Source organism: Jiangella aurantiaca (genome assembly GCF_004349105.1).
In the GTDB taxonomy this organism is placed as follows: domain Bacteria; phylum Actinomycetota; class Actinomycetes; order Jiangellales; family Jiangellaceae; genus Jiangella; species Jiangella aurantiaca.
The window spans coordinates 100,574-124,507 of record NZ_SMLB01000007.1 but is presented as its reverse complement, the minus strand read 5'-3'; the positions used below and the strand labels follow the sequence as shown (position 1 = coordinate 124,507).

General features: G+C 71.9%; 23 protein-coding genes and 1 tRNA gene. 4 read left to right on the top strand and 20 right to left on the bottom strand.

The annotated features are described in order from the left end of the window. Nucleotide 1: 1 nt before the first annotated feature. The 8 genes from E1262_RS07750 to E1262_RS07715 all read right to left on the bottom strand — a co-directional run bounded on the left by E1262_RS07750 (nt 2) and on the right by E1262_RS07715 (nt 8,551). The gene (locus E1262_RS07750; RefSeq protein ID WP_132102564.1) at nt 2-1,783 is read right to left on the bottom strand and encodes a sulfatase; all 1,782 of its coding nucleotides are present in this window, start codon (nt 1,781-1,783) and stop codon (nt 2-4) included. A 13-nt stretch (nt 1,784-1,796) separates the two neighbouring features. After that, nucleotides 1,797-3,107, bottom strand: coding sequence for a sulfatase family protein (locus E1262_RS07745; RefSeq protein ID WP_132102563.1), 1,311 nt, complete (start codon nt 3,105-3,107; stop codon nt 1,797-1,799). Nucleotides 3,108-3,157: 50 nt separating this feature from the next. Then, nucleotides 3,158-4,189, bottom strand: coding sequence for a LacI family DNA-binding transcriptional regulator (locus tag E1262_RS07740; protein ID WP_132102562.1), 1,032 nt, complete (start codon nt 4,187-4,189; stop codon nt 3,158-3,160). 230 nt (nt 4,190-4,419) lie between these two features. Continuing rightward, nucleotides 4,420-4,493: transfer RNA gene (locus E1262_RS07735), tRNA-Leu, on the bottom strand. Nucleotides 4,494-4,595: 102 nt separating this feature from the next. After that, nucleotides 4,596-5,141, bottom strand: a complete 546-nt coding sequence (locus E1262_RS07730) for a peptide deformylase (RefSeq protein WP_132102561.1) — start codon at nt 5,139-5,141, stop codon at nt 4,596-4,598. Beyond that, nucleotides 5,138-5,659: a glycine cleavage system transcriptional repressor gene (locus tag E1262_RS07725; protein ID WP_132102560.1), complete on the bottom strand. Its 522-nt coding sequence runs from the start codon at nt 5,657-5,659 to the stop codon at nt 5,138-5,140. The genes E1262_RS07730 and E1262_RS07725 overlap by 4 nt, the downstream gene beginning before the upstream one ends. Next, entirely contained in the window at nt 5,656-6,948 is a 1,293-nt protein-coding gene (locus tag E1262_RS07720) for an SAM-dependent methyltransferase (protein ID WP_132102559.1), read from the bottom strand. The genes E1262_RS07725 and E1262_RS07720 overlap by 4 nt, the downstream gene beginning before the upstream one ends. 190 nt (nt 6,949-7,138) lie before the next feature. After that, nucleotides 7,139-8,551 carry an NAD(P)/FAD-dependent oxidoreductase gene (locus E1262_RS07715; RefSeq protein ID WP_132102558.1) on the bottom strand — a complete coding sequence of 471 codons (1,413 nt, stop codon included), beginning with the start codon at nt 8,549-8,551 and terminating at the stop codon, nt 7,139-7,141. A gap of 156 nt (nt 8,552-8,707) precedes the next feature. Between E1262_RS07715 and E1262_RS07710 the strand changes: the two genes are divergently transcribed. Then, entirely contained in the window at nt 8,708-9,043 is a 336-nt protein-coding gene (locus E1262_RS07710) for a YciI family protein (RefSeq protein ID WP_132102557.1), read from the top strand. An 11-nt stretch (nt 9,044-9,054) separates the two neighbouring features. Here E1262_RS07710 and E1262_RS07705 read toward each other — a convergent pair whose 3' ends face one another. Together E1262_RS07705 and E1262_RS07700 are read right to left on the bottom strand one after the other, a co-directional pair. Next, entirely contained in the window at nt 9,055-9,903 is an 849-nt protein-coding gene (locus tag E1262_RS07705) for a uracil-DNA glycosylase (protein WP_132102556.1), read from the bottom strand. Between the two features lie 29 nt (nt 9,904-9,932). After that, nucleotides 9,933-11,066 (bottom strand): hypothetical protein, encoded by a 1,134-nt coding sequence (locus tag E1262_RS07700; RefSeq protein WP_132102555.1) that lies wholly within the window; start codon nt 11,064-11,066, stop codon nt 9,933-9,935. Nucleotides 11,067-11,189: 123 nt separating this feature from the next. On the opposite strand from E1262_RS07700, the gene E1262_RS07695 reads away from it, so the two are divergent. Continuing rightward, complete coding sequence (locus tag E1262_RS07695) at nt 11,190-11,630, top strand: SRPBCC family protein (RefSeq protein ID WP_132102554.1); 441 nt, start codon at nt 11,190-11,192, stop codon at nt 11,628-11,630. A gap of 10 nt (nt 11,631-11,640) precedes the next feature. Here E1262_RS07695 and E1262_RS07690 read toward each other — a convergent pair whose 3' ends face one another. From E1262_RS07690 to eno, 4 genes are read right to left on the bottom strand one after another with little or no spacing between them, the layout of a single operon-like run. Next, nucleotides 11,641-12,567 (bottom strand): Ppx/GppA phosphatase family protein, encoded by a 927-nt coding sequence (locus E1262_RS07690; protein WP_132102553.1) that lies wholly within the window; start codon nt 12,565-12,567, stop codon nt 11,641-11,643. Next, nucleotides 12,564-13,076, bottom strand: a complete 513-nt coding sequence (locus E1262_RS07685) for a DUF501 domain-containing protein (RefSeq protein WP_132102552.1) — start codon at nt 13,074-13,076, stop codon at nt 12,564-12,566. The genes E1262_RS07690 and E1262_RS07685 overlap by 4 nt, the downstream gene beginning before the upstream one ends. Beyond that, nucleotides 13,073-13,702: an FtsB family cell division protein gene (locus E1262_RS07680; protein ID WP_132102551.1), complete on the bottom strand. Its 630-nt coding sequence runs from the start codon at nt 13,700-13,702 to the stop codon at nt 13,073-13,075. The genes E1262_RS07685 and E1262_RS07680 overlap by 4 nt, the downstream gene beginning before the upstream one ends. A gap of 8 nt (nt 13,703-13,710) precedes the next feature. Next, on the bottom strand, nt 13,711-14,991 hold the full coding sequence (gene eno, locus E1262_RS07675) for a phosphopyruvate hydratase (protein ID WP_132102550.1): 1,281 nt from the start codon (nt 14,989-14,991) through the stop codon (nt 13,711-13,713). Between the two features lie 337 nt (nt 14,992-15,328). Between eno and E1262_RS07670 the strand changes: the two genes are divergently transcribed. Next, complete coding sequence (locus E1262_RS07670) at nt 15,329-15,682, top strand: VOC family protein (protein ID WP_132102549.1); 354 nt, start codon at nt 15,329-15,331, stop codon at nt 15,680-15,682. An 8-nt stretch (nt 15,683-15,690) separates the two neighbouring features. Here E1262_RS07670 and E1262_RS07665 read toward each other — a convergent pair whose 3' ends face one another. From E1262_RS07665 to E1262_RS07645, 5 genes are read right to left on the bottom strand one after another with little or no spacing between them, the layout of a single operon-like run. Further along, on the bottom strand, nt 15,691-17,532 hold the full coding sequence (locus E1262_RS07665) for a GH39 family glycosyl hydrolase (protein WP_132102548.1): 1,842 nt from the start codon (nt 17,530-17,532) through the stop codon (nt 15,691-15,693). 21 nt (nt 17,533-17,553) lie between these two features. Continuing rightward, the gene (locus E1262_RS07660; protein ID WP_132102547.1) at nt 17,554-18,456 is read right to left on the bottom strand and encodes a carbohydrate ABC transporter permease; all 903 of its coding nucleotides are present in this window, start codon (nt 18,454-18,456) and stop codon (nt 17,554-17,556) included. Nucleotides 18,457-18,467: 11 nt separating this feature from the next. Beyond that, nucleotides 18,468-19,418: a carbohydrate ABC transporter permease gene (locus tag E1262_RS07655; RefSeq protein WP_132102546.1), complete on the bottom strand. Its 951-nt coding sequence runs from the start codon at nt 19,416-19,418 to the stop codon at nt 18,468-18,470. Between the two features lie 3 nt (nt 19,419-19,421). After that, nucleotides 19,422-20,699 (bottom strand): sugar ABC transporter substrate-binding protein, encoded by a 1,278-nt coding sequence (locus tag E1262_RS07650; RefSeq protein ID WP_132102545.1) that lies wholly within the window; start codon nt 20,697-20,699, stop codon nt 19,422-19,424. A 14-nt stretch (nt 20,700-20,713) separates the two neighbouring features. Continuing rightward, on the bottom strand, nt 20,714-21,748 hold the full coding sequence (locus E1262_RS07645) for a LacI family DNA-binding transcriptional regulator (protein WP_203453659.1): 1,035 nt from the start codon (nt 21,746-21,748) through the stop codon (nt 20,714-20,716). A gap of 62 nt (nt 21,749-21,810) precedes the next feature. Between E1262_RS07645 and E1262_RS07640 the strand changes: the two genes are divergently transcribed. Further along, nucleotides 21,811-22,956, top strand: a complete 1,146-nt coding sequence (locus tag E1262_RS07640) for a glycoside hydrolase family 15 protein (RefSeq protein ID WP_132102544.1) — start codon at nt 21,811-21,813, stop codon at nt 22,954-22,956. Nucleotides 22,957-23,290: 334 nt separating this feature from the next. On the opposite strand, the gene E1262_RS07635 is transcribed toward E1262_RS07640, so the two are convergent. After that, a complete protein-coding gene (locus tag E1262_RS07635) occupies nt 23,291-23,926 on the bottom strand; it encodes an AAA family ATPase (protein ID WP_132102543.1) in 636 nt (211 codons plus the stop codon). Nucleotides 23,927-23,934 lie beyond the last annotated feature (8 nt).

The following is a 23,934-nucleotide window of genomic DNA, read 5'->3' as shown; positions in this document are numbered from 1 at the left end:
GTCACTCGTCCAGCGCCGCCAGCCGCTCCGCGGCCTCGGCGAGGAGCGGCCATGGCAACACGCCGATCATCAGGGACGCGGCCCGGTACAGCGACATCGCCGAACAGATATGGCCGAACGGCGCCACGGTGAGCGGCCGGCAGTAGTCGGCGAGGATGCGCGCGGCTCGCTGGTCGGCCATCAACTCGCCGACCGGCGTCCGCACGCTCAGCCGGGAATCCGGGAACTCGTCGATCGCCGGCGCCGGCCGCGTCGACGCCAGCACCCGCTCGCGTTGCGCCTCGCACAGCAGATGCTGCGTGGTCACCGCGCCGTCGGCGGGGAGCCCGAGCCGGGCGAACTGGCTCTCAGGCGCCTCGCTCTCGATCAGCAGGTCCCGGAGCGCCGTCGCCATCCTGAGCTCGAGGGCGGTGTCGACCAGCGGACTGGCCTGCTCGGGATCGGCGTGCAGGTCGAACAGCTGCGTGCCGAAGTGGTAGGGGTTGGACGCGACGTGGCCGGGCGACTCCAGCACCGGCATCTGCTTGGTGAACGAGAAGCCCGGGTGCAGGCGCGCGTCGCGCAGTTCCTCAGTCGTGAACCGACCTCGCATGTGCGTCGGCATGAGGGTGTGCTCGAACAGCGGGCCGTTGGACTCGTCCGCGCAGGCCCGCATGTAGACGTACCGCCCGTCGGTGATCGACACGTGCCCGCCGAACGCGCCGAAGAGGCCGAGCTCGCGAACCGGCGTCCCGCTCGCGATCACCGGCGCCAGCGACGTCCCCTGCATGTGCGGCGTCGACTCGACGCCGAAGAGATCCAGCAGGGTGGGACCGAGGTCGATGGTCTGGACGAGCGCGTCGCGCCGTTCACCGGCGACTCCGGACCGGGGGTCCCAGACGAACAGCGGCGTGTGGATCGTCTCGTCGTACCAGGGCGGGACGCTCTTTCCCCACCAGCCGTGTTCACCGAGGAGGAAGCCGTGGTCGGTGCAGACGACGAGCATCGTGTCAGCCCAGAGACCGAACTCGTCCATCGTGTCCAGCACCCGCCCGAGTGAGGCGTCGCACATGCTCACCAGCGCGGCGTAGTGCCGCCGGACGCGCTCGCTGACCGCGTCGTCCTCGATGACCTGCATGTAATCGGGCCAGTCGAAGCCCGGCCCGCGGTAGCCGCCATCGTCGTAGAGCTCTTCGAAGGACGGGTCGCTGAAGAACGGCTCGTGCGGATCGAACGTCTCGATCTGCACGAACCAGTCCTGTTCGCGGTGGTTGTCGGCGATGAACTCCAGGCCGGCGTCGAAGGTCCTGGTCTGTGGGTGGTCGGCGATCCCGGTGAGGTACCGCCGGTTGATCTGGTCCTGCCGCCACGTCCCGCCGCGCCGCACGCGCAGGTCGTCGGTCACTGGCGGGTCCGCGACCCAGCCCTTCCACGGATCGCCCTGCTGGCCGCGGATCAGCGAGAACGTGCCGTAGCGGGTGTGGTACGTCGCGCCGCCGTCCTCCCAGTAGTGCATGTGGTCGGTGGCGAGGTGGGTCGTCACGCCGGCTTGTCCCAGCATCTCCGGCACGGAGTCGTCGAACGGTTCCAGCGGCCCCCAGCCGCGGTGCAGGAAGTTGTACCGGCCGGTGTGCAGCTCCCTGCGGGCCGGCATGCACGGCATGCTGCCGGCGTAGCAGGTGTCGAAGGTGACCGAGCGGGCGGCCAACCGCTCGAAGTTCGGGGCGATGGTCGCCGTCGCGGGGTCGTAGGGCGGCAGGTGTTTCCGGTTGAGGCTGTCGAACATCACCACGATCGCGCGCATGGCAACCTCCCGATCAGCCGGCGCGCGCCGGCAGGTCCGGCTGAGCGTCGAGCAGGCGGGACGCCGGCGCCGGCCGGTCGATGGCGCCGTCGAGCAGCGGGTCCGCGGTCGCCTTCATCCAGGAGTCGAGCCGGGCTTCCAGGTCGGCGAGCACCGGCTGGTACGCGGGCTCGCCGGCCAGGTTCGTCCGCTCCGCCGGGTCGGCCAACAGGTCGTACAGCTCAAGGGCCGGCCGCGGCGCCAGGTGCGCGTCGCCCATCCCTCGGCGGGTCGGGCTCTCCTCCAAGTCCTTGGCGAGCGTCAGGAGCGGCCCGTCGGCGAAGTTGCGGATCAGCTTGTGGCGGCCGGTACGCACGGCCCGGATCGGGTCGTAGCGGTCGTGGTAGGTCTTTTCGAAGAACAGCTCGCGTTCCTCGTCCGGCGCGACTCCGCGCAGGTCCGGAACGAGGCTGCGGCCCTCCCACTCGGGCCGCGGGCCGCCTCCGGCGAGCTCGACGAGGGTCGGCAGGATGTCGAGGTGGCTCACCATGGTCGTCGTCCGCGCGGGCGTGGTCCCCCAGGCCGCCGGGGGCCTGATGACCAGGGCGACCTCGACGCCGGGGTCGTAGAGCGTGCCCTTGGCGCGCGGGAGCGCGGCGCCGTGATCGGTCGTGACGATGACCAGCGTGTTCGCGCGGACGGGATGGGCGTCGATCGCCCGCAGCAGGTGCCCGACGGCGGCATCGAACTGCCGGATCGCACCGTGGAAGCCGGCGAGGTCCTCCCGCGTGTGCTCGTTGTCGGGCAGGAACGCGGGCACGTCGACCATCGTGGGGTCGGCGAACTCGTAGTCCTCCGGGCGCCAGGGCCGGTGCGCTTCCCACATCCCCACGGTCAGCAGGAACGGAGCCCCGTCGGCCGGTCGGTCCTGCAGCCAGGCCGCGGCCTCCTCGGCGACCGGCCACGCCCGCGGCAGGAACCCCATCCCGCGCACCTCGCCGAAGCCCAGCACCGTCGGATCGGGATGCTCGTGCTGAAGCCCGACCAGCGCGGAGTCGTACCCGTATCGCGACAGCACCTCCGGCATCGTCCGCACACTGTGCCGGTACCGCCAAGCGTCGTGCGCCAGCCCCATGAGCCCGTTCACGTGCGGCGACATCCCGGTGAAGAGCGACGAGCGAGCCGGCGTGCACAGCGGCGCCGTCGAGAAGGCGTTGTCGAACACCACGGCACCGTCGGCGAACGCCTCCAGGTTCGGACTGGGCACGGACGCCCGTCCGTGACACGACAGGAACCGGCCGATGTCGTGACCGTGGACGAGGACGACATTCGGGCGCTCGGACACAGACGACTCCTTCAGGTTCCCATCAGATGGACTGTTATCGATAACGCATCCTAGCGCGCGGGTGGCAGCTCGCCGGAACCGCGCGCTATCAGCCGCGCCGGGACGACCATCCGGGTCGGCCCGTTCCCCGTGCCGGTGATGGCTTCGGCGATCAGCCGCGCCGCGATCTCGCCCATGGCGGGCGGGTCCTGCGTCACGACGGTGACGGGCGGATCGGCGAGGGTGGCAGCCTCGAAGTCGTCGAAGGCGACGAGCGCTCCGTTCCAGCCGTCTTCGCGCAGTGCGGGCAGCACCCCGGCCGTGAGCAGGTAGTTCGTGCAGAAGATCGCCGTCGGCGGGTCGGACTGGTCCAGGAGGCGGCGCGCCGCCCGGCCGCCCTCCTCCCGCGTATGCGGCACCCTTTGCACCAGCCGCGGGTCCACCGAAACGCCGTGCGCCGCGAGCGTCTGCCGATAGCCGGCGAGCCGCTCGGAGGCGGGGAAGCCGGTGGTGCTGGTGATGATGCCGATGCGCTGATGTCGCCGCTCGAGCAGATGCTCGACTGCCAGCCGTGCGCCGCCGCGGTTGTCGACGAGGACAGCCGCCGCCTCCACGCCCACGGCAGGAGCGCCCAGGAAGACGACCGGCCGGCCACGCTGCACCTCGGGCAGCAGATAGCGGTGGTCGTCGTCCTCGGAGAAGAGCAGCAGACCGTCGAGCCCGCGGTCGATGAACGAGCCGACCAGCGCCCGCTCGCGCGCCGGGTCGCGGCCGGAACTGGCCGTCACCACGATCAGGTCGCGCTCCCGCAGCGCGGCGTCTGCGGCCACCGCGATCTCGGTGAACAGCGGCGTGTACGGATCCGGGACCACCATGCCCAGCAGTGACAGCCCGCGCCTGCGCCGCAGACTGGTCGCCATCCGATTCGGCCGGAAGCCCAACGCCTGAATGGCCGTCTCGATGCGCGCCGCGGTCTCCGAACTGACACCGGCCTTGCCGTTGATCACCCGGGACACGGACATCGCACTCACGCCGGCCGCCTTCGCGACGTCGTAGATGGTCACGGCCGCGTCCGTGCCAGCGGCCTCGCGTCGATCGGTCATGCGAGCTCCAGAGCCGGGATCAGTGGCCGCGCCTCGAGCGGCACAGGCTCCAGAATACGTTACCGATAACGAGTAGTGCTCATGACTGAGAACTCGCGAGGAATGGGCGAGGCACGCATCGACCCAGAGTCGTTGGACAGTTGCTTGCCGTGACAAGCGCGCTGGAGGTCGTGCGGCCCCACCCTGCCGGTGGTTGGCGCTGGGGGGGTGACGTGCGCCGGCCTTGTCGGTGCCCCCGGTCGGACTCGAACCGACACTGTTCAGCTTTTAAGGCTGATGCCTCTGCCGATTGGGCTACGGGGGCCGACCCCAGTATCGCGCCCGGTGGGCCGCCTGTCTCCCGGCGAAACCTCCCATTACGGACACGATCGGATCACGCATCACTGGCGAAGGCGCCCGGCGCCGCCTACAGGTAGGTCTGCCGCGGGAAGACGGCGTGGGCGCCGGCGACGCGGTCGAGGAACAGGAAACCGGCGCAGTGGTCGATCTCGTGCTGCAGGGCCCTGGCCTCGAACGCGTCGGTCTCGACGGTCAACTCCTCGCCGCTGCCGGGCAGCAGTCCGCGCACCGTCAGCCGGGTGGCGCGCTTGACGTCGCCGGTGAGGTCGGGGACGGACATGCAGCCCTCGCGGCCCTTCTCCTTGCGGGTCGCCTCGACCACCTCGGCGTTGCAGAGCACGAACGTGCCGTGGGTGGTGCGCGTCTTGGGATGCTGGCTGACGTCGACGGCGAAGACGTGGGCGGAGACGCCGACCTGGCAGCCGGCCAGGCCGACGCAGCCGGGCGAGACCCGCATGGTGGCGACGAGGTCCGCGGCGAGCTGCACGACCTCAGGGTCGCCGGGGTCGACCTGCGGCGACGGCGTGGAGAGCACGGGGTCGGGGGCGCGGACGACGGTCAGGACGCGGCCGGGCACCCCGAGGTCGGCCTCGGTCCAGTCGGCGATGCTCACAGGACGTCGGTCTCCTGCGGCCGCAGGGTGACGCCCACGCCCAGCTCGGTGCCGGCGTCGCGCAGCCGCATCGCGACGGCGTCCGCGTCGGCGTCGGCGGGGAGGTCGACCTCGGCGACGGCGACATAGAGGTCGCCGGTGAGCCGGGTCGTGAGGTCGGTGATGTTGCCACCGGCCGCGGCCAGGACGCGGGTGACGGCCGAGACGATGCCGGGCCGGTCTCCGCCGTGCACCGTCAGCACGTACGGCCGCCGCCCCAGCACGTCCACGGCGTCCTCGTCGGGCACCGCGCGGGCGGACACCTGGAGCCGTCCGTCGGCGGTCAGCGGGGCCAGCGCGTCCTCGACCTCCGCCGGCGACCGGTCGCCTGAGCAGATCAACATCATGGCGAAGTGCCCGCGCAGCAGGGTCATGGTGGAGTCTTCGAGGTTCAGTCCGAGCCCGGCGAGGCCGGCGGTGGCGTCGGCGATGATGCCGGGGCGGTCGTGTCCGATGACGGTGACGGCGATGAGGCTCACAGGCTCCATCCAACCGGACGCACCATCGGCAGGTCACTTCGGCCGTCGCGATGTGGGCGAACCGCCAGCACCTGGTCGACGCCGATGCGAGCGGCGTCGAAGGAGACGGCCGACGCCGCCATGTAGAGCCGCCATACCCGAGCCCGGCCCTCACCGGCCAGATCGACGGCGCGGTGCCAGCCGCGTTCCAGGTTCGCGACCCAGGCGCGCAGCGTGCGGGCGTAGTGCTCGCGCAGCGCGTGCACGTCGCGCACCTCGAACCCGCCCGCCTCCAGCCGGCTCACGACGTCGCCGATCGGGATCAGCTCGCCGTCGGGGAACACGTAGGCGTCGATGAACGTGCGCCTCGGCCGGGCCAGCCCGCCGGCCCGCGGCCGCCCGGACCGCACGATCTGATGGTTGAGCAGCCGCCCGCCGGGCCGCAGCAGGCTGTACAGCCGGGCGGCGTACTCCGGCCACATCGCCGCGCCCAGGTGCTCGGCCATGCCGACGCTGGCGATGGCGTCGTACGGGCCGTCGGCGACGTCGCGCCAGTCCTGCACGCGGATCTCGACGGCGTCGGACAGGCCGGCGTCGGCGACCCGCTGCTTGGCGTGCTCGGCCTGCGGCACCGAGAGCGTCACACCGACCGCCTCGATGCCGTGGTGCTCGGCGGCGTGCAGCACCAGCGAGCCCCAGCCGGAGCCGACGTCGAGCAGCCGCATGCCGGGCCGCAGCCCGAGCTTCTGGCAGATCAGCTCGTTCTTAGCCCGCTGGGCCTCCTCGAGCGTGGCGTCGTCGCCGGGCCAGTAGGCGCACGAGTACGTCATCGACGGGCCGAGGACCAGCTCGTAGAAGTCGTTGCCGACGTCGTAGTGGTGGCTGATGGCGGCCTGGTCGCGGCGCTTGGAGTGCCGGTCGCCGGCCAGCTGGACCTCCTCCGGCGGCGGCTTCAGCGGCGGTCCGACGGCGCCGAGCACGACGGCCAGCCGGATCACCTCGGCGCGGTCGGCGGCGGTGAACCGGCCGCGGTCACCGAGCTCGCGCAGGGTGTCGTCGAGCCTGGTCAGCGCTTCGTCAAGGTCGCCCTCGACGTCGATCTCGCCAGCTACCCAGCCGCGGGCCAGGCCGATCTCGTCGGGCTGCCACAGCAGCCGCCGCAGCGCCCGGCGGGAGCGGATGACCAGCACCGGGCCGTCCGCCGGACCGGCGTGCGCGCCGTCCCAGGTGCGGATGCCCAGCGGCAGCGGGCGCCCCAGCAGCCGCTCGAGCAGACCGGCGATGCGTCCCGCCGCTCCCCCAGTGGACATGGCGACCTCCTGTCCGAACACCCACCCGCCACGCGAGTCTTTTTGTGGGACTCGCCGCCGCCTGGGACCTCGCGGACGGCCTCCAGGCTAGCGAGACCGGTGGGGTCGCTGCCACGGCTTTCGGCCGGGGGGTGCCCACGGCGGGCGGCGCCGGATCGACCCGGCGCAGCACCGGCGGCCGCGCGGTGGCTCAGCCGCGCGGAAGCCGGCCGCCCGCCGTGGCGGCGTTCTCCGCCTGGCGCTGCTCGGACGGCGCGGGCTGCTCGGCCCGCGGCGCGACCGGCTGCGCGGCCCGGCGGAAGTCCTCGCGTGGCATCCGCATGCGGCCGAGCGTGACCACCTCGCGCTTGAACAGCAGCGCCAGGGTCCAGTCGACCACCACGCGGGCCTTGCGGTTGAACGTCGGCATCTTGCTCATGTGGTACGTGCGGTGCATGAACCAGGCCGCGAAGCCGCGCACCTTGACGCCGTAGGTGTGTGCGACGCCCTTGTACAGGCCGAGGCTGGCGACCGAGCCGATGTACTTGTGCTTGTACGGCTTCGGCACGCCGCCCTCGAGCGCGGTGACGATGTTCTTGGCCAGCAGCTTCGCCTGACGGACCGCGTGCTGGGCGTTGGGCGCCGTCCAGACCTCCGGCTTGCCGGCGGTGAGGTCGGGGATGGCGGCGTTGTCGCCGGCCGCCCATGCGTCCTCGAGGCCGTCGATGCGCATCTCCGGCAGGCAGCGGATGCGGCCCCGCTCGTCCAGCGGCAGATCGGTGTTGGCCAGGACCGGGTTGGCCTTGACACCGGCGGTCCACACGATGGTGTCGGCGTCGAACGGCCGGCCCTTGGACAGCACGACGTGGCCGTCGACGCAGGACTTCAGCAGCGTCTCGAGGCGGATCTCGATGTCGCGCTTGCTCAGCTCGACGACGGTGTACTCGCCCATCTCGGGACCGACCTCGGGCAGGATGCGCCCGGCCGCCTCGACCAGCACCCAGCGCATGTCGCTGGGCTGGAGCTGCGGGTAGTACCGCAGCGCGTAGCGGGCCATGTCCTCCAGCTCGCCGAGCGCCTCTACACCGGCGAATCCGCCGCCGACGAAGACGAACGTCAGCGCCCGCTTGCGCAGCTCGGGGTCAGTGGTCGACGCGGCGACGTCGAGCCGGTCGAGGACGTGGTTGCGCAGCGCGATGGCCTCTTCGATCTGCTTGAAGCCGATGCCTACCTCCGCGAGGCCGGGGATGGGCAGCGTCCGCGAGACGGACCCGAGCGCAATGACGATGATGTCGTAGCCGAGCTGGTACTCCTCGCCGATCTCCGGCTTGACGGTGACCGACTTGGTGGCGTGGCTGATCGAGGTGACCTCGCCGGTGATGACGTGGCAGCGCTTCAGCACCCGCCGGAGGGGCACGACGACGTGCCGCGGCTCCAGCGAGCCGGCCGCCGCCTCGGGGAGGAACGGCTGGTAGGTCATGTACGAACGCGGGTCGATGACGGTGATGCGCGCCTGGCTCCGCTTCAGGGCGCGCTGGAGCCCCAGCGCGGTGTACATGCCGACGTACCCGCCGCCGACGATGAGGATGTGCGGGGTTCCGGTGCGTCCGACTCTCCCGTTCATGTCTCCAGCGTAGCGCTTGTGAACAGATTCACAAGCCATTTGACCGTGCGCTCTGCCACACCGCGCCGACTGGACGAGAATGCTACGGCGCAGGTTGTCGATTCCGGCCGCCGCCGTGTGACGGATCGGTGTAGGCAACGACGAGAAGGGACCCTCATGGCGCACTACCTGATCCTCATCTACGCACCGGCCCAGCCGACCGGCACGGCGCCGGACCGCGCCGAGCACGACCGGCACGCCGACGAGCTGGCGGCCGCCGGCACGATGGTCGCGGCGTATGCGCTGCAGCCTGGCACCGAAGCGCGGTCGGTGCGCGCCGACGGCGTCACCGACGGCCCGTTCCTGGAGACCAAGGAGGTCGTCGCGGGCGTCGGCGTCGTCGAAGCGGCCGACCTCGACGCCGCTGTCGCGATCGCCGAGCGGAACCCCGTCCTCCGCGAGGGCGGCGGCGTCGAGGTCCGAGAGATCGAGAGCGGAACGCTGCCGGGCTGATACGAGTGGCGTCAGCCGGCCGCTGCCGCCCGGCCGAACACGTCGTCGAGCATGGCCTCGGTGAGCTTGCCGGTGAAGGTGTTCTGCTGGCTCGGGTGGTAGCTGCCGATCAGCCGCACCGGCGCCGTCGCCGCCGACCCGTCCTCCAGGGGCAGCGTCACCTCGGCGCCGTGCCCGAACGCCGGCCGCGGCCGGGGCACCGTCAGCCCGGCCCGGCCGAGCGTCCGTAGCGCGGCGGCCCAGGCGAACGAGCCGAGCGCGACCGCCGCGCGCACCGTCGGCAGCACCACCTCGACCTCGCGGTCCAGCCATGGCGCGCAGGCGTCGCGCTCCCCTGGCGTCGGCTTGTTGTCCGGCGGTGCGCAGCGGACGGCGGCGATGATGCGGGCGCCGATCAGCTCCAGGCCGTCGCCGGAGTGCGTCGCCGTCGGCTGGTTGGCCAGCCCGGCACGGTGCAGCGCGGCGTAGAGCCAGTCGCCGCTGCGGTCGCCGGTGAAGACCCGGCCGGTGCGGTTGCCGCCGTTGGCCGCGGGTGCCAGGCCGAACACCAGCACCCGCGGCCGCGGGTCGCCCCAGCCCGGCGTCGGCCGGCCCCAGTACGGCTGGTCGGCGAACGACTTCCGCTTCTCCCGTGCGACGTCCTCGCGCCAGGTCACCAGGCGCGGGCAGGCCCGGCACACCGACGACCGCGCGACCACCTCCCCCAGCGACGCGTCCGTCGCCAGTCTCACCACGTCGTCCGCGGACGTCGCCACCGGTGTGTCCGCGTCAGCCTGGTCGCCCGGCCAGCCGGTCCCCGGCGGGACGGGACTGGGAAACGGGTCGCCGGTGACGGGGTGTGGAAGCTGCACGCACCTCATTCTTCCGGGCCGAGGCGCCGGCCGCGCGCCTACCGCAGGACGCCGGTGAGGCGGTCGTAGCGCAGCACCCGCGACGCACTCTCCCGCGAGTCGGCGAGGCCGGTGACCTCGATCGCGGTGACGCCGAACCGCACGCGGTCGATGGTCGCGACCCGCAGCCACGGCGCACCGTCGCGCAGCACCGTGACCTCCTCCAGCAGGGTGCCGTCGCGGCCGGCGGCGATCGCGTACGTCGGTCCGGTGGGCGCGGCGATGTCGATGCCGCCGTCCTCGCGCAGCGTCATCGTGCAGGTGAGGTTGCCCCGGCCGCCGTTCGCGGTGCCGATGAAGTCGTACATCGGGGCCGGATCGCCGACGTAGTAGCGCAGCCGCCCGAGGCCGGTGACGTCCATCCCGTTGTAATAGTTGCGGCCGTCGCTGTCGAACCACAGGTGCGGGTTGTGCGTCTTGGCGCTGAAGTCCGCGCCGGAGTTGTACGAGATGTGCCAGTGCGGCGGGTTGTCGGGGTGCAGGGTGTTGTTGGTCTCGAAGCCCATCAGCACCCACCGGTGGCCCTTCGCCGCCGCCGTCGCGACCAGCCCCGACGCGTGGCAGATGTAGTTCGCGGCGACCAGCTGGTGCACGACCGAGCGGACCTGGCCGGCCGGCCACGGCACCGTCGTCCACGGGCCGGCGACGCGGTCGGGGTCGTTGTGCTCGATGCGCCAGTGCATCCCGGGCACGTTCTCCGGGATGCTCCACACCTGCAGCGTCGGCTGGTTCGCGTCGGCCGACGACTGCCGGACCGGCAGCGTGAAGGTGAACCGGTCGCCGTCGGCGGGATCGGGGCGCATCGTCAGGTGCGTGTCCTGATGGACGACGGTCTCGACGGCGACGCCGGGCCAGCGCACCGCGATCTCCACGCCGGCGTCGTTGCGGGGTCCGACGACGAACGTGTAGTACTCCGCGCGGCTGGCGACGGAGTAGCGGGTGCCGGCCAGGATGCTGTAGCCGGCGGGTAGCGTGATCTCGGGGACGCTCGGGGTGTTGGGCCGGGTGCGGACGAGGCGGAACGCGGCGTACGCGGTGGGCTCGGCGGCGGTGGCGGCAGGCGCGAGGGTCAGCGCCAGACCCGCTGCGGAGGCGCCCGCGATGAGCGTGCGCCGGGTCAGTGCTCCGGACATGTGAAGGCCCTTCTGTCGTCGAGTCGGCGAATCGGTCCAGTCCGAATCGTCACGGTATGCCGTGAACCGACACGCGGCGCGCAGCTGAACGCCAGTTGAAGACTGGCTGCTATGGTTCGCCGCATGACCGGTGCGCACCACGACCTGTCCGGCCAGCTGCACGTCGCGCTGCCGCCTGCCGAGGCATTCGTGCTGTTCACGCCGCGCGGCGAGGCCACGTGGGTGCCCGGCTGGGAGCCGCGGTTCCCCGTCCGCACCGACGACGACACCGCGCCCGGCACGGTCTTCGAGACCGGCGCCGACGGCGAGCACACGATCTGGGTGGTCCTGCACCGCGACCCCGGCAGGAGCATCTCCTACGCGCGGGTGACACCGGGCTCCAGGGCGGGCGTCGTACGGGTGGAGCTGAGTCCGGGTGGCGACGGCGGCAGCGACGTCATGGTCGGCTACGAGCTGACCGCGCTGACGGAGGACGCGGCGGCGGAGCTGCAGCGGTTCGCCGCCGGGTACGCGGAGTTCCTGCGATCGTGGGAAGCGGCGATCGCGGCGCTGTCGCCGCCCTGAGGCGGCCGGCTCAGTCGGAGACGACGCTCCAGGCGATGCCGTCGAGGATGTCGTGCTCGCTGACCAGCACTTCGTCGACGCCGGCGCGGTCGACGACGCAGCGCAGCACCAGCGCGCCGGCGGCGATGACGTCGGCGCGTCCGGGGTGCATCGGCCCGATGGCCAGCCGCTGGTCGTGGGTCAGCGTGAGGAGATGGTCGCTGATCGCCCGCACCCGCTGCGCTGGGATGCGGCTGTGGTGGATCGCCACGGAGTCGTACTCGGCCAGCTCCAGGTGGATCGCGGCGACCGTGGTGACCGAGCCGGCTAGGCCGACCAGCGTCCGGGCGTCGCCGATCGGCACGACGGCGGCGGCCTCGTCCAGTGCGGCCTCGATGTCGGCCCGGGCCGCGGCGACCTGCTCGGGGGTGGGCGGGTCGGCCAGGAACCGCCGCTCGGTCAGCCGGACGCAGCCGATGTCGACGCTGCGAGCGGCCGTGACGCCGTCGGTGCCGAGCGCGAGCTCCGTCGAGCCGCCGCCGATGTCGACGACGAGGTAGGGCGCCCCCGCGCCGTACGGAAGGCCGCGGACGGCGCCGTCGAACGAGAGCCCGGCCTCGGCCGCGCCGGACACGACCTCCGGTTCGACGCCGAGCACGTCGACGACGCCGGCGACGAACTCGTCGCGGTTGGCGGCGTCGCGGGTGGCGCTGGTGGCGACCATGCGGACGCGGTCGGCGCCGAGGCCCTCGATGATGCCGGCGTACTCGCGCAGCGTCTCGAACGTACGGGCCAGCGCCTCGGGGGAGAGCACGCCGGTGCGGTCGACGTCCTTACCGAGCCGGACGATGCGCAGCCGGCGGTCGAGGTCGTGCTGGCCGTTCGCCACCGGGTCGAGGTCGGTGACGAGGAGCCGGATCGAGTTGGTGCCGCAGTCGATGGCAGCGACGCGGGTCATACGGGGCTCCAGTCGCAGGTGGCCGGGGTCCACGTCGGGGTCATCAGCTCCAGGGCGCGGTCGCCGAACGGGTTGACGCCCGGGCCGGCAGCGAGGCTGTGCGCGACCAGGACGTGCAGGCACTTCACTCGGTCGGGCATGCCCCCCGCCGTGACGCCGGCGATCTCCTCGACGTGGGCGATCGCCTCGCGCCGAGCCAGGTACGACTCATGCGCGGCGCGGTAGGCGGCGGCCAGATCGGCGTCGTCGGCCAGCTCGTCGGTCCACTCGCGCATGACGCCGCCGGACTCCAGTGCCGACGTCGCCGCGACGGCGCGCGGGCAGGTCAGGTAGTAGAGCGTGGGAAACGGCGTGCCGTCGGGCAGCCGCGGCTGGGTCTCGACCACGGACGGGTGCCCGGCGCCGTCGCTGCCGCACCGTGCCGCGATGGCCCGGACGCCGCGGACCGGGCGGCCGAGCTGCTGGGTGACGGTGTCGAGGTCGGTGGGCGTGGGTGCGGTGGCGGTCACTCGGCTGCGTCGTCTCCGTCGTCGGCCGGCTGTTCCGGCGGCGGGCTGTCGGCGAACGTCACCGATGCCCAGAGCCGCTCGTACCAGGTGCCCTGCCCGGCCGGCGGCAACCCGCCGGCCTCGGCGGCGGAGGTCTCGTCCTGCGCGTTCGCGTCGGGCAGCACGATGTAGCTCCGCTCGCCGGGCAGCACGAACCCGAGCCGCTCGCGGGCCTGGGCAGCCACGTAGCCGGGGTCCTCCCACAACCGCAGCTCCTGCTCGAGCTGCTCGACGGACGCGGTCAGCTCCTCCTGCTCGCGCTGCAGCTCGACCCGCTCGCGATGCTGGTCGAACCAGGTCCGCAGCGGGTAGGCGTAGGACACCAGCAGCACCGCCAGCACGAGCGCGAGCACCGCGGCCCGGCCGGTGACCGACGGGCGGCCGCCGGGCTTGGGCTGCGGCCGGCGCGGTGGTGGCGGCGGAGGCGGCCCCTCACCGGAGTCGACCGCGGTGCGCGGCCGCGCCGCCGCGGTGCCGCCCTTGGGCGCGCGAGCCGACGGCCGGCCGGCCCGGCCCGCGCTGGGACGCCGCGCCGTGCCAGCGCCCGCCGCGGGGCGGGCGCTGGGCGAACGGCGCGACGCGGGCACGGGCCCTCCTACGCCTGGAACCGCGGGAAGGCCGAGGCGCCGGCGTACCGGGCGGCGTCGTCGAGCTCCTCCTCGATGCGCAGCAGCTGGTTGTACTTCGCGACCCGCTCGGACCGCGCCGGGGCGCCGGTCTTGATCTGGCCGGCGTTGGTGGCGACGGCGAGGTCGGCGATGGTAGTGTCCTCGGTCTCGCCGGACCGGTGGCTGATCATGCAGGTGAACCCGGACCGCTGCGCCAGCGAGACCGCGTCGAAGGTCTCCGTCAGCGAGCCGATCTGGTTGACCTTGACCAGCAGCGAGTTGGCGGCGTGCTCCTTGATGCCGCGCTCGAGCCGCTCCGGGTTGGTGACGAACAGGTCGTCGCCGACGATCTGCAGCTTGCTGCCGAGCACGTCGGTGAGCGCTGCCCAGCCGGACCAGTCGTCCTCGGACAGCGGGTCCTCGATGGAGACCAGCGGGTAGGCGGCGGCCAGCTCCTTGTAGTACTTGGTGAGCTCGGCGGCGGAGATGCTCTTGCCCTCGAACGCGTACTTGCCGTCCTCGTAGAACTCCGTGGACGCGACGTCGAGTGCGAGCGCGATCTGCGCGCCCGGCGTGAAGCCGGCCTTCTCGATGGCGGTGACGATGATGTCGAGAGCGTCGCGGTTGCTCGGCAGGTTCGGCGCGAAGCCGCCCTCGTCGCCCAGCCCCGTCGACAGGCTGCGCGCCTTCAGCACGCCCTTCAGCGTGTGGTAGACCTCGACGCCCCAGCGCAGCGCCTCGCGGTAGGTCTCGGCGCCGATCGGCGCGATCATGAACTCCTGGATGTCGACGTTGCTGTCTGCGTGCGCGCCGCCGTTGAGGATGTTCATCATCGGCACCGGCAGCAGGTGCGCGTTCGGCCCGCCCAGGTATCTGAACAATGGCAGAGCGGTCGATTCACTGGCGGCCTTCGCGACCGCCAGCGAGACGCCGAGGATGGCGTTGGCGCCCAGCTTGCCCTTGTTCGGAGTGCCGTCCAGGTCGATCAGTGCCTGGTCGACGAGCCGCTGGTCGCTGGCTTCGAAGCCGAGCAGTTCCGGTGCGATCTCGTCCATGATGGCCGTGACGGCCTTCTCCACGCCCTTGCCGGCGTACCGGGCGGCGTCGCCGTCGCGCAGTTCGACCGCCTCGAACGCGCCGGTGGAGGCGCCGGACGGAACGGCGGCACGTGCGATGGTGCTGTCGTCGAGAGCCACCTCGACCTCGACCGTCGGGTTGCCCCGGGAGTCGAGGATCTCGCGTGCTCCGATTGCTTCGATCGTGGCCACGTATCGTCTCCTGCGGTGTGTCGCTGTCGTCTCCGTACGCGGGCGCAGTGACGACGGCGGCGCTGCACGCTCGTACGACCGCAGCCTACCCGGACCAAGTACCCGAACCGGGACCGACGGGCCGCTCTGCATGCGGCCGGAAAATCGACCAGTCTCTGGACCCCACCCCGTTGATCTTGGAGTTGTTCGGCAATTGCGGGGTGAAATGTCCGATAGATGGCCGAACAACTCCAAGATCAACGCGGCGTGGGTGGCCACACTCTAGGGCCGAACCACCGGACAGGGATTCCGCGCTATCCGGACGCGGATCGTCCGGATCCGGGTCTACCGTGCCGGCATGGCTATCGCACAACTCCCGAGCATCGTGATCGACTGTCCCGATCCGGCTGCTCTCGCCACGTTCTACGGCACGATGCTGGACTGGAAGGTCGAGCTCTCCCCCGGCTGGGCGGACATCCGCACAGAGGGGAACTGCATCTCGTTCCAGCAGGTCGAGGACTACACCCCGCCGGAATGGCCGGGCCAGAAGGTGCCGCAGCAGATGCATCTCGACGTGATCGTGGACGACCTCGACGCCGCCGAGGCGGCGGTGCTCCAGCTCGGCGCGACCAAACACGAGCACCAGCCCGGCACGTCCTTCCGGGTGTTCCTCGACCCAGCCGGGCATCCCTTCTGTCTCTGCGTCGACTGACGCCGGGGTCACTCCGGGACGGGGACCAACTGCACCAGGGACATCGAGGGATTGGGTAGGTCGAAGGCGACCTCCACCACGCCGTCCGTCGCGGTGACGCGGCAGGGCGGGTGGATCTGGTCCAGCCGGTCCGCGGCGCGCAGCTCGGCCCACTGCACGTCGGTCGGCCAGGCCGCACCGCCGCCGATGCGCCGCCAGACCGCGGGGACGCACGAGTGGTCGTCGTCGACGCGGTGATGGCGCAGCTCGTAGTCGCCGTCGGGCAGGCCGGTGAAGCGCAGCGACACCCGCCGGGCCAGCTCCGCGGAGCCCGCCGCCTTGGACTGGTCCAGCGTCCCGTTCCACACCAGCGCGACCGCCCGGCCGCTGGACGGGTCCAGCGCGGCCAGCGACTCGACCAGCGAGTCCGCGCCGTCCCCGGACGACCGCACCGCCAGCCGCCGCGACGGCAGCGCCTCCAGCATCGCCAGCGCCCACCACCGGGGTTTGCGCAGCTCACCGACGGTGCGCAGGCCGAACCCGCCGTGGAACAGGGCCGGCGGCCGGCCCAGCTCCTCGAAGTGGTCCGACACCACCCAGTACGACAGCGCCTCCAGCCGGCCCATCGCCGAACGCATGCCGCGCAGCAGGAACACCGCCGCGAACACCGACTCGCTGACCTCGTTGAAGTGCGTCGGCGTCACGCCCCACTCGGTCCACCAGATCGGCGTGCCGGGCCGGCCGTGCCGCGCCAGGACCGGGCGCAGGTCCAGCGGCGGCGAGCCGTAGGTGTGCGTCGACAGGAAGTCCAGCGGCTCGTCGCCGATCGCCAGCAGCAGCTGGTCGATCCAGCCGGCCGCGGCCGACGCCGGCCCGCCCACCCGCAGCCCCTCGTCCACCGACTTCACCGCCGACGCGGCGACGACGTGCAGCCGGAAGAACTCCTCCGGCGTCCCGGACCAGAACACCTCGAGGTTGGCCTCGTTCCACACCTCGAACGCCCACCGGTCGCGGACCTCGTCCAGCCCATACCGGTCGACGAGGTGCGCGACGAACGCCCGCACCAGGTCGTACCAGCGGTTCCAGTCCTTCGGCGGCGAGATGATCGCGCCGTACTCGAACACCGTCGCCGATGGGTCCGCGGCGAGGTCGCGCGGCATGAACGAGATCTCCACGATCGGCGTGAGCCCGAGCGACAGGACCATGTCGTACACGCGGTCCACGCCGGTGAAGTCGTACACCGGCTCGCCGTCGACCTCGCGGTAGACGCCGAGGTCGTCGCAGAGGATGCCGTGCGCCCGCACGGTCTCGACGCCGAGCTCGTCGTGCGCCGCCTTCAGCGCGGCCCGCAGCTCGGCGCCGATCTCCCGCCCGCCGGTGCGGTCGGTGGACAGCGCGTGGGAGAGATGCTCGCTGCCGATCATCGGCCGCCACGGCCGGTCCAGCTCGCCCTGGTCGGAGGAGCCGTCGACGACGACGGAGACCGGCTCGCCCTCCGCGGTGGCCGAGGCCGACGAGACCGGATCGCTCAGCTCGCCGACCTGGTCCACCGACGCGACGGCGGCGACGGCGTACCAGCGCTCCACCCCGGGCGCGCCCGTGGTGTCGGCGTACGGGCCGTGCGGGACGGAGAGCACGTCGCGGCCCTGGTGGTCCAGTGGCTCGAACGGGCCGTCCAGCGACTCCGCCACGTGCACCAGGTATCCCACCGCGCCGTCGACCGGGTCCCACGACAGCGTGACCTGCGCCCGCCCGGGTCTCGCGGTCAGGCCACCGGGCGCCGGCAGCGACACCGCGGCGCCGCCCGCCTCCCCGCTGGCTCGGCCGAGCCTGGTCTCGAAGTCGGTGCGGGCGTCGATCTCACTGCTCACGCGTCTTTCCTTCCACGTGGATCACTTGATGCCGGTCATCGCGATGCCCTGGACGAAGTACCGCTGCACCGCGAGGAACAGCACGATCACCGGCACGACCACGACGACGGCGCCGGCCAGCAACAGGCCGTACTGCGTGGCGTTCTGGCCGACGGAGTACAGCGCGAGCGCGACAGGCAGGGTGTACATGTCCTCCGTCTGCGCCACGACCAGTGGCCAGAGGAAGTTGTTCCACGACGTCAGGAACGTCAGGATGCCCAGCGTCGCGAGCGCCGGCCCGGTCAGCGGCAGCATGACGCTCCAGAAGATGCGTAGCTCGCCGGCGCCGTCGACCCGCGCGGCGTGGATCAGCTCGTCCGGCAGCCCCAGGAAGTACTGCCGCATGAGGAACACGCCCAGCGGACCCACCAGGTACGGCAGGATCAGCCCGGGGAAGGTGTTCGTCAGCCCCATGTTGCTGACCAGCACGAACAGCGGCACGAAGGTCACCATGCCGGGCACCATCAGCGTGCCGAGCACCAGCGCGAACACGACGTTCTTGCCGCGGAAGTCCAGCTTCGCCAGCGCGTAGCCGAGCATCGAGCCGAACACCAGGTTCCCGGCCGTCACGACGACCGCGACGACGGTGGAGTTGAAGAAGTACGTCGGGAAGCGCAGCCGGTCGAACAGCTCGCGGTAGTTCTCCAGCGTGTACGTCTCCGGCAGCCACGTCGGCGGGATCGACCGGACCTCGGCCTCCGGCTTCACCGACGACAGCACCATCCAGACGAACGGCAGCGCCATGGCCAGCAGGCCGACGGCAAGGACGACGTAGAGCCAGCGCGACGACGAGCGCTGTGCGCCGCCGTCCGCGCCGGGCTCCGGGGCGCCGGTCCGCACGTCGTCGTCGGCGGCGGTGGCCGGCAGTGGGGTGTGCGTGGACATCGTCGGCCCCCTCACGCCTTCGGCCGCAGGACGCGGAACTGGATCGCCGTCAGCACCACGATCGCCACGAACAGCACGTAGCTGGCCGCCGCGGCGTACCCGTAGTTGCCGAAGCTGAACTGGTCGTAGATGTAGTAGGACACCGACCGCGTCGCGTTGAGCGGCCCGCCGTTGGTCATCACGAACGGCTCCTCGAAGAACTGCAGATAGCCGATGCCGGTGATGACGGCGCCGAACAGCAGCGTCGGGCGCAGCAGCGGCAGCGTCACGTGCCGGAACCGCTGCCAGCGCCCGGCACCGTCGACCTCGGCCGCCTCCAGCAGCTCGCGCGGCACCGTCTGCAGTCCGGCCAGGAAGATCACCATCAGCGTCCCGAGGTTGCGCCAGGCGGCCATCACGATCAATGACGGCAACGCCAGCGACGGGTCGCCCAGCCAGTCGGGGCCGTCGATGCCGACGGTGCCGAGCAGCTGGTTGATCGGCCCGGTGTCCGGTTGCAGCAGGAACCGCCAGACGACGGAGACGGCGACGATGCTGGTCACTACCGGCAGGTAGTAGCCGAGCCGGAAGAACGCCCGCAGCCGGGTGATGTTGTTCAGGCCGACCGCCGCGGCCAGCGCCAGCACCATGGTCAGCGGCACACCGACCAGCACGAAGATCGCCGTGTTGACCGCGACCTTGCGGAACAGGTCGTCCTGGAACAGCGCCGTGTAGTTGTCGAAGGCGGCGAGGTCGACGGCGAACGGCGAGCGCACGTCCGTGCTGCGCATGTCGGTGAAGCTCATGAGCAGCGACGCGAACACCGGTCCGGCGGTGAACGCCGCGAACAGCAGCAGGAACGGCAGGGCGAGCAGCCAGGCCGTCCGGGCCTGCCGCCGCTGCAGCAGGCTCCGGCGCCGGCCGGCCGGCGAGCCGCCCGAGGGGACCGGGCGGCTCGCTGGAGCCGTGGTGGCGGTGGTCATCGGCTACTGCAATCCGGTCCCGATGGACGAGGCCTGCGACTGCATGTCCGCGACGGCGTCGGCAGGGCTCATGGCGCCCCGCACGGCCGCCTCGACGTCGGCGTCGATGACGGACGCGACCTGCTCCCACGTCGGGACGGCGGGTGGCGCCTCGGTGCTCTCCAGCTGCTCGCCGAAGACCGCGACCAGCGGGTCCTCCGTCAGCGGGCCGTCCTCCCAGGCCGCGGGCTTGGACGGCAGGTCGGTCAGTGTCTCGTACCAGCTCTGCTGCACCTCGACCTGGGTGAGGTACTCGATCAGCTTCCAGGCACCGGACTTGTTGTCGGAGTCGGTGAAGACGGCCAGGTTGCCGCCGCCGACGAACGACGTGCCGGGCGCCTCGTCCTTGCCGGGCAGCGGGACGACGTCGAAGTTGTCCGTCGCGCCGGCGTCGCGGACCAGGCCGATGTGCCACGGCCCGGAGATGAACGAGCCGATGGCGCCGTCGGCGAACATCTGCTCCAGCGCGCCCGGCTGGAGCACGGTGTCCTGCGACAGGCCCTCGGTGAAGTACGACGTGTAGTACTCCAGCGCCTCGGTCATCTCCGGGCTGTCCAGCGTGTACGCGTCGCCGTCGGTGAGCGTCGCGCCGTTCTGCCAGGCGAACGGCATGAACGTCTGCCACGAGCCGCTCTGACCGGGCTGCAGGTAGATGCCCTGCTGGGCACCGGCCTGCTGCAAGCCCTGCGCGAACGCCTTGAGGTCGTCCCAGGTCTGCGGCGGTTCCAGGCCGGCCGCCTCGGCGAGGTCGGTGCGGTAGAACAGCGCGCGGGTCTCGACGTACCAGGGGACGCCGTAGGACGTGCCGTCGACGACCGTCGACGCCCATGGGCCGGGGAAGAAGTCGTTCTCGTCGAACAGGTCGGTCGGTGTCGGCTCGAGGCCGCCGGTCTGCGCGAACTCGCCCATCCACGTGGTGCCGATGAGGCTGACGTCGGGGGTCTCGCCGGCCGCGATGGCGGTGGCGATGCGGTCGTGCGCGCCCTCCCACGGCACCGGCGTCACCTCGACGGTGGCGTCCGGGTTGGCCTCCTCGAAGTCGGCCAGGAACGCACCGAGCTCTTCGCCCTCGGTGCCCATCGCCCAGACCTCGATGGTGCCGGTGGCCGGGCCTTCGGTGATGTCGGCGGACGGCGCGGCGTTGCCGTCGGATCCCTCGTCGTCCTCACGGCCGCAGGCCGCCAGGGCGAGCGCCGTCGCCACGGCCAGGGCGGTCGCGGCGCTGATGTGTCGTCGACTCATCGATGAGCCTCCTTTTAGGGGTGCGGCCCGCAACTGCGGCGGACCACGAGCTGGGTGGTCAGGACGTCGTGACGTGGTTCGGAACGGTCTCCGCTGATCCGGGCGTCCAGCAGTCGCGCCGCCCGGGCCCCCATCTCGCGCATCGGCTGACGGACCGTCGTCAGCCCGGCGTAGCGCGCCGCCATGACGTCGTCCCACCCCGTGACGGCGACATCCCCCGGTACGTCGATCCCCTGCTCGGCCAGCGCGACGGTGAGACCGAGAGCCAGCTCGTCGTTCGCGCAGACGACCACGTCGGGCAGGCCACCGGCGACGAGGTCGGCGGCGACGCGGGCACCGTCGTCCTCCTTGAAGCCGGCCGGAATGGCCTGCTCCGGCACGTCCGCCCCGGCCTGGGCGAGCGCGCCCCGGAACCCGGCCCAGCGCTCGGCGACGTCGGTGGAGTCGACCGGGTCGCCGAGGAAGGTTATGCGCCGGTGCCCGTGCGTGACCAGGTGGTCGACGACGGAGGCCGCGGCGACGACGTTCTCGGTACGCACGGAGTCAGCACCCTCGATCTCGGTGCGCGCCATCAGGACGACGGGGACGCCGCGCTGGACGATCTCGGCGACGACGTCGTCGTGCACGGTTCGTCCGAACACCGCCAGGCCGTCGACGCGGCCGGCGAGGTCGAGCACCATCTCGTCGGCCGACTCGCGGTTGTGCGTACTGAGGATGAGCACCGAGCGGCCGAGCGTCGCGGCGACCTCCTCGTAGCCAAGGACGACTTCGGCGTAGTACGGGCCGGACAGGTCGGGAAAGACGATGCCGTTGGCGGCGTGCCGGCGTTCGGCCAGCGAGCGGCCGAGCTGGCTGGGCGTGAACCGGAGCTCCTCGATGGCGGCGTCGACGCGCTCGCGGGTGGCCGGGTGGACAAGGTCGCTGCCGCGGAGCGCGCGGGAGACGGTCGCCACCGACACGCCCGCGTGCCGCGCCACGTCGCGGATGGTCACGCTGGCGCGGCCGGACGTGCGGCGTCGCTGGGGGCTCTTCGGATCCGCGCTGTCCATCGTCTGGTCGCTCCTTTGGTACCGGTTACATAAACCGGTTACATCGGCTACATTCGGGCATCATGGCCGAACCTGTCAACCCATTGTCTGTAGCCGCCGATGCCGACCCGGGGCGACTCGCGGAGCTTGCCGAGGTCAGCGTCACGCTCATCGCCCAGGCCCAGGACCCGTCCGGTGCGTACCCGGCGGCGATCGGCTTCCCGCCGTACGGTTTCTGCTGGTTCCGCGACGGCGCGTTCGTCGCCGAGGGGATGAGCAGGGCGGGCGGGCTCGGCCGGGGCGCCGTCGAGTCGGCGACGGCCTTCCACGACTGGTGCGCGCGGGTCCTGACGCGGGAAGCGCCGGCGGTCGAGGAGTTGATCGCGCGGGTGGCGGCGGGTTCCCAGCCGGCCGACTCCGAGCTGCTGCCGGCCCGGTACACGCTGGCCGGCGAGTGGCACGACGACGACTGGTGGAACTACCAGGTCGACGGTTACGGGACGTGGCTGTGGGCGCTGCGGTCGCACCTGTCGCGCTGGGACCTGCCGCTGGCGCCGTACGCTGCGGCCGCGGAGACCGCCGTGCGCTACCTCGTCGCCGTCGGGGCCCTGACCTGCCGCGACTGGTGGGAGGAGCACCGCGACCAGACGCACGTCTCGACGTTGGCGACGGTGTACGGCGGGCTGCGCGCGGCCGCTTCGCTCGGCGTGCTGCCGGGGCCGGCGACGTCGGCGGCGGATGAGATCGCGGCGCTGGTCGCGACAGAGGGCGTGCACGACGGCGTGCTGCGCAAGTGGCTGGGGTCGACGGCGGTCGACGCGAGCCTGGTGGTGGCAGGGGTGCCGTTCGGGCTGCTCCCGCCGACCGGTCCGGTGCTGACGGCGACCGTCGCGCGGGTGTCGTCGGAGTTGTCGACACCGGGTGGCGGCGTGCACCGCTACGTCGGCGACACCTTCTACGGCGGCGGGCAGTGGCCGATCCTGGCGGCGTTCCTCGGCTGGCACCATGCCGTCGCAGGGTCGCAGGAGCGGGCGATGGAGCTGCTGCGGTGGATCGCCTCGACCGCCGACTCCGCGGGCCGGCTGCCGGAGCAGGTGCCGCCGCTGCTGGCGCCCGACCGGCTGTCCGAGTGGACGCAGCGGTGGGGACCCAGCGCCCACCCACTGCTCTGGTCGCACGGCATGTACCTGATCCTGGCGTCCGAGCTCGGCGTGCTCGACCCGAAATGAGGCGCCTCTGCAGTTCCGTGGGTCGGCGCGTCAGGGTTCGCCGGGTGTGCGGTTCGCGGGATTTCGTGGCGTTCGCCGTGCACCTGCAGTCTGTGGACAGCCATGATCATCAAGGATCGCCCGCATCACCAGGATTCCTGGAGCCTCACCACGATTGCAGGCGTGGTGATGCTCCAGAAAACGTGGTGACGTGCCCCGGATCGCGGCGGAATCTCACCACGTGGACGCCGCGCGGCACGCAGTCGAGGCTCGCCCGTCGCTAGACCTCCCCCGTCCCCTGACAGCCAGGCATGCCGGGCTGGCGCCATGCACGCCCGGTGAGGTGGGAAGAGCCCTAGGCCGGGGTGGTCTTGGCGCGTTCGTCGAGCCAGTCGCGGACGGCGCGGGCGGTCTGCTCGGCGGGCACGCCGGTGGTGTCGAGCAGCGTCATCGGCGGGTCCATGGTGGCCGCGGTGGCGTCGATCCAGGCCGCGTAGTCGAGCATCTCGGCGATGCGCGGCCCGTCCCACTCCCGCCAGGCCGGCCGGTTGCGGAGCCGCTCGGCGAGCACGTCCGGGTCGCAGGTCAGGCACAGATAGTCGATGCGCTCGAACAGCGCCCGCTCTGGCAGCGGCTCGAACTCCGGCGGCACGACCGTCCCGCACAGCACCACCGGCCGGCGGCTCTGGTGGATCATGGCGGCCATCCGCAGCCACGTCGACCGGAACGGCCGGTGCTCCGCCCGGTCGTCGCGCAGCCCGGCGACCCACAGCACGTCCTGCTCGAGGACGACGAAGCGTTCAGCCAGCTCACCGGCGAGCAGGCGCTGGACGGTGGACTTGCCAGTGCCGCTGGGGCCGGTCACGCAGAACAGCGGAAGCCGGAGGAACGGCCACCGGTGGCCGCAGTGGGCGCACCGGATGACCGCCTCGGGCTCGACCTGCGGGTGGTCGGCGCGTTCGCCGCAGCGCTCGCAGATCAGCAGGTTCACGCGGGTGG

Coding starts and splice junctions, on each gene's coding strand:
- E1262_RS07710 (WP_132102557.1), top strand. CDS start 8,708: ATGGCGCACTACCTGATCCTCATCTACGCACCGGCCCAGCCGACCGGC.
- E1262_RS07690 (WP_132102553.1), bottom strand. CDS start 12,567: ATGACCCGCGTCGCTGCCATCGACTGCGGCACCAACTCGATCCGGCTC.
- E1262_RS07705 (WP_132102556.1), bottom strand. CDS start 9,903: ATGAGGTGCGTGCAGCTTCCACACCCCGTCACCGGCGACCCGTTTCCC.
- E1262_RS07645 (WP_203453659.1), bottom strand. CDS start 21,748: ATGGACAGCGCGGATCCGAAGAGCCCCCAGCGACGCCGCACGTCCGGC.
- E1262_RS07655 (WP_132102546.1), bottom strand. CDS start 19,418: ATGACCACCGCCACCACGGCTCCAGCGAGCCGCCCGGTCCCCTCGGGC.
- E1262_RS07650 (WP_132102545.1), bottom strand. CDS start 20,699: ATGAGTCGACGACACATCAGCGCCGCGACCGCCCTGGCCGTGGCGACG.
- E1262_RS07640 (WP_132102544.1), top strand. CDS start 21,811: ATGGCCGAACCTGTCAACCCATTGTCTGTAGCCGCCGATGCCGACCCG.
- E1262_RS07700 (WP_132102555.1), bottom strand. CDS start 11,066: ATGTCCGGAGCACTGACCCGGCGCACGCTCATCGCGGGCGCCTCCGCA.
- E1262_RS07750 (WP_132102564.1), bottom strand. CDS start 1,783: ATGCGCGCGATCGTGGTGATGTTCGACAGCCTCAACCGGAAACACCTG.
- E1262_RS07715 (WP_132102558.1), bottom strand. CDS start 8,551: ATGAACGGGAGAGTCGGACGCACCGGAACCCCGCACATCCTCATCGTC.
- E1262_RS07695 (WP_132102554.1), top strand. CDS start 11,190: ATGACCGGTGCGCACCACGACCTGTCCGGCCAGCTGCACGTCGCGCTG.
- E1262_RS07660 (WP_132102547.1), bottom strand. CDS start 18,456: ATGTCCACGCACACCCCACTGCCGGCCACCGCCGCCGACGACGACGTG.
- E1262_RS07740 (WP_132102562.1), bottom strand. CDS start 4,189: ATGACCGATCGACGCGAGGCCGCTGGCACGGACGCGGCCGTGACCATC.
- E1262_RS07720 (WP_132102559.1), bottom strand. CDS start 6,948: ATGTCCACTGGGGGAGCGGCGGGACGCATCGCCGGTCTGCTCGAGCGG.
- E1262_RS07670 (WP_132102549.1), top strand. CDS start 15,329: ATGGCTATCGCACAACTCCCGAGCATCGTGATCGACTGTCCCGATCCG.